The 3,954-nt window shown below is 65.2% G+C and carries 4 protein-coding genes; all 4 read left to right on the forward strand.

Translation table 11 applies throughout. The features are described from left to right. On the forward strand, window positions 1-626 hold a 626-nt coding region (locus P775_RS14805), incomplete at its 5' end, for a nickel/cobalt transporter (RefSeq protein ID WP_099911719.1). 372 nt (window positions 627-998) lie between these two features. Then, window positions 999-2,351, forward strand: a complete 1,353-nt coding sequence (locus tag P775_RS14810; protein WP_245875705.1) for an MATE family efflux transporter — start codon at window positions 999-1,001, stop codon at window positions 2,349-2,351. A gap of 140 nt (window positions 2,352-2,491) precedes the next feature. Then, window positions 2,492-3,112, forward strand: coding sequence for a 50S ribosomal protein L25/general stress protein Ctc (locus P775_RS14815; RefSeq protein ID WP_099911720.1), 621 nt, complete (start codon window positions 2,492-2,494; stop codon window positions 3,110-3,112). A 210-nt stretch (window positions 3,113-3,322) separates the two neighbouring features. Then, on the forward strand, window positions 3,323-3,954 hold a 632-nt coding region (gene pth, locus P775_RS14820; RefSeq protein ID WP_099911721.1), incomplete at its 3' end, for an aminoacyl-tRNA hydrolase.

The raw sequence follows: 3,954 nt of genomic DNA on the forward strand, positions 1-3,954 counted from the left end.
GGCTCGGCGCGCTGGCCGTGGCGTCGAGCCTTGCGCAGGCGGCCTCGGCGGTGGTGCTGGTCTACAGCGGCGTGCTGCTGCTGGGCTGGAGCCGGGTCTATATGCAGGACCTCGCGGACGGGCTGATGGCGCCGCTGAGCTATGGCGCGATTGCGCTGATCGGCGGCTGGCTGGCGCTGCGCGGTGCGCGCAAGCTGCTGCCGCGCCGGGAACGGCACGTGCATGACCATGAGCATTCTCACGACCATGGCCACGCACAGGACTGTGGCTGCGGCCATGCCCATGGACCAACAGCGGATCAGGCGGCCTCGGTCCGCTCGCTGCGCGACGCGCTGCTGCTGGTTGGGGCGATTGCCATCCGGCCCTGCACCGGGTCGCTGTTCCTGCTGATCATCACCTGGCGCATGGGGCTGCTGTGGCAGGGCATCCTTGGCGCCTTTGCCATCGGGCTGGGCACGGCGGCGGTGACGCTGGCCGTGGCCGCCGCATCGGTCACCCTGCGCGAAGGCACGCTGGCGCGCATCAGCACAGGCCCCGCCACTGCCCGCGCGCTTGGGCTTGTCGAAACACTCGCCGGGGCGATCATCGCCGCGCTGGCTGTTCAGCTGCTGCTGCGCGCCCTCTGAGCCAACTCGATAAAGCGCCTCCCTACCAATTCCCGCTCTTTCCATCCTTCCCCCCGTTTCATCTGCCCCCAAATATCCCGGGGAGCGCGAGGGGCTGGCCCCTCGCTTTAAAGGGTCCCGCCTCAAACTTTCATCGCTTGTTCGCGGCCTCTCGGCTGCACCTCCAACACGAAAAGCGATGAGTGTGTTTCAGCTCAAAGGCGGGGCGCTGTGGCCAAGCAAGCGACCGGTTTCTCAAGGCGTCTTGCAAGGTGCCTGAGGCAATGGATGGCCCCGGCATCCCCCGCCTCAGGCGCTCCGCACACGGCAGGCAAGCGCCCAAAGTGATGCGCCCTCTTGCCCAAACCCGGCCACCCCCCTAAAGGCGATGCCATGAAACAGACGCCCACAATGACCTGGCCGCAGCACCTGCGCGCGATCATGACCCTTGGCATTCCGCTGATTGGCGGACACCTTGCGCAGTTTTCGATCGGACTGACCGATACGATCATGCTGGGCCGTTACAGCACGGGCGCGCTGGCGGCGCTGACGCTTGCCTCGGCGCTGATGCTCTTGCTGTTTTTGATGGGCTGCGGCTTTGCCTGGGCGGTGATGCCGATGGTGGCGCAGTTCGATGCGCAGAATGATGCCACCTCGATCCGGCGCGCCACGCGCATGGGGCTGTGGCTGTCGGTGCTCTATTTCATCGCGGTGCTGCCGGTGCTGTGGTTTTCGGGGCCGCTTCTGCTCATGCTCGGGCAGGCGGACCAGCTGGCGGCGGACGCACAGACCTATCTGCGCATCGCGGCCTTTGGCATCTTGCCGGGGCTGCTGGTCATGGTGCTGAAAAGCTACCTTGCCGCGCTGTCGCGCACCCGCATCGTGCTGCTGATGACGCTGGCAGCGTCGCTGGCCAACGCGCTTGGCAATTACCTGCTGATTTTCGGCAGCTTCGGCTTTCCCGAGATGGGGATCACCGGCGCGGCCATTGCCTCTGTGCTGTCGCAGGCGGTGTCGCTGGTCGGCATCGGACTGTATGCGCATTTCAGCCTGCCGGCCCATTCCCTGTTCACCCGCCTCTGGAAGCCGGACTGGGAGATGTTTGCCCGCGTCTTCTGGCTGGGCCTGCCCATTGGTCTGACCACCCTGGCCGAGGTCGGGCTGTTCGAGGCGACATCGCTGATGATGGGCTGGCTTGGCACCGTGCCGCTGGCGGCGCATGGCATCGCGCTACAGACCTCGGCCACCGCCTTCATGATTCATCTGGGATTCGCCAATGTGGCAACGATCCGGGCGGGCAATGCGCTGGGGCGCAATGACCTTGACCATCTGCGCCGGGGGGCTGTGGCGGTGTTTGTGCTGTCGCTGATCACCTCTTGCGTGACGGTCGCGGTGTTTCTGACCGTGCCAGGGCCGATCGTGTCGCTGTTCATCAACCCCGCCGATCCGGCCTATGGGGCGATTCTGGCCACAGGCATGGCCCTGCTGACCGTGGCCGCCCTGTTCCAGCTGGTCGATGGCGCACAGGTCATCGCGATGGGACTGCTGCGCGGTATGCAGGACACCCGCGTGCCGATGATCATGGCGATCATCGCCTATTGGGGCGTCGGCATCCCCTGTTCCTATCTGCTGGGCTTTGTCTGGGGGTATGGCGGCACCGGCATCTGGTCCGGTCTGGTCGTGGGACTGGCGGTGGCGGCAGTGCTGATGCTGCACCGGTTCTGGGCACATGCCTGGCGGGCGTGAAACAGCAGGATTTGCGGCTGTTTTAGGCCCGTGTCAGGTCTGAATCCGTCTTGCCATGCCCCCCGATCCGGTTTATCGCGCTACCTTCACACGGGTCTACAGCCTTGGAGGAGGCCCGCACAACCTTAGGAGAATTCATTATGGCTGGAGAGATTCCTGATCTCGTAGCTCTGGAACGGACGGGGACAGGCAAGGGCGCCGCTCGTCAGGCACGTCGCGACAACCTCGTTCCGGGTGTCGTTTATGGGGGTGGCAGCGATCCGATCGCACTCAACCTGCCCTACAACGCGCTGATCAAGCGCCTTAAGGCCGGTCGTTTCATGTCGACGCTGTTCAACCTGAAGGTTGAAGGCCAGGACGACGTCCGCGTTATCTGCCGCGCCGTGCAGCGTGACGTGGTCAAGGACCAGCCGACGCATGTCGATTTCATGCGCCTGCGCCGCACGTCCAAGGTGAACCTGTTCATCCACGTTGATTTCATCAACGAAGATCAGGCACCCGGCATCAAGAAGGGTGGCGTTCTGACTGTTGTGCGCCCCGAAGTCGAGCTGGTTGTGACCGCGGCGGACATTCCGGACCACATCACCGTGGATCTGGCTGGCCTGAACATCGGCGACACCGTCACGATTTCGGACGTGACGCTGCCGGACGGCGCGAAGCCGACCATCGACCGTGACTTCGTGATCGCAAACATCTCGGCTCCGTCGGGTCTGCGGTCTGCAGAAGCGGCTGAAGAAGACGAAGACGCAGCCGAGGAGTGATCGCCCGGGCGCTTTGTCGCGCTTGAGGAGAACCGGGCCAGTGCCTGAGATCCCTTGAGCGCAACCTGCGCTGGTGCGTCCCTTGGAAAAGCCGTGACGGCCCCGCCCTGCCAGGCGGGGCCGTTTGCGTTTCCGGCAGGCAGGCCCTATCTGAGGGGCGTCTGCTTTTGAACAGCCGGGGCCTGCGGGGACCCCGGGCAGGAGGATGCGATGAAGATCTTTGTGGGGCTGGGCAATCCCGGCGGGCAATATGCGCAGAACCGGCACAACATCGGCTTCATGGCGCTGGAGGCCATTGCCGAGGCGCATGGATTCCAGCCGTGGAAACCCCGCTTTCAGGGGCATGTGGCCGAGGGACGTCTGGGGGGCGACAAGGTGATGCTGCTCAAGCCTGCGACCTTCATGAACCTGTCGGGGCAGGCCGTGGGCGAGGCGATGCGGTTCTACAAGCTGGAGCCTGCGGATGTGATGGTGTTCCATGACGAGCTGGACCTTGCCCCCGGGCGGATCAAGGTCAAGACGGGCGGCGGCCATGCGGGGCACAACGGGCTGCGGTCGATCCATGCCCATATCGGCGAGGCCTATGGGCGGGTGCGCATGGGCATCGGCCATCCGGGCCGCAAGGAGCTGGTGGCGGGCTATGTGCTGCATGATTTCGGCAAGGCCGATGCCGGTTGGCTGGACGATGTGCTGCGCGGTGTGAGTGACGGCGCGCCGGATCTGGCGCGCGGCGATGCGGGCAAGTTTATGAACGCGGTTGGCCTGCGTGTCTCCCCGCCGCGCAGTGGTGGCGGGGTGGCGCCCGCAAAACCCGCCAAGGCCAAGCCCCACACCGCGGCCCC

The organism is Puniceibacterium antarcticum, assembly GCF_002760615.1.
Taxonomy (GTDB): Bacteria; Pseudomonadota; Alphaproteobacteria; order Rhodobacterales; family Rhodobacteraceae; genus Puniceibacterium; species Puniceibacterium antarcticum.

Coding starts and splice junctions, on each gene's coding strand:
- P775_RS14810 (WP_245875705.1), top strand. CDS start 999: ATGAAACAGACGCCCACAATGACCTGGCCGCAGCACCTGCGCGCGATC.
- P775_RS14815 (WP_099911720.1), top strand. CDS start 2,492: ATGGCTGGAGAGATTCCTGATCTCGTAGCTCTGGAACGGACGGGGACA.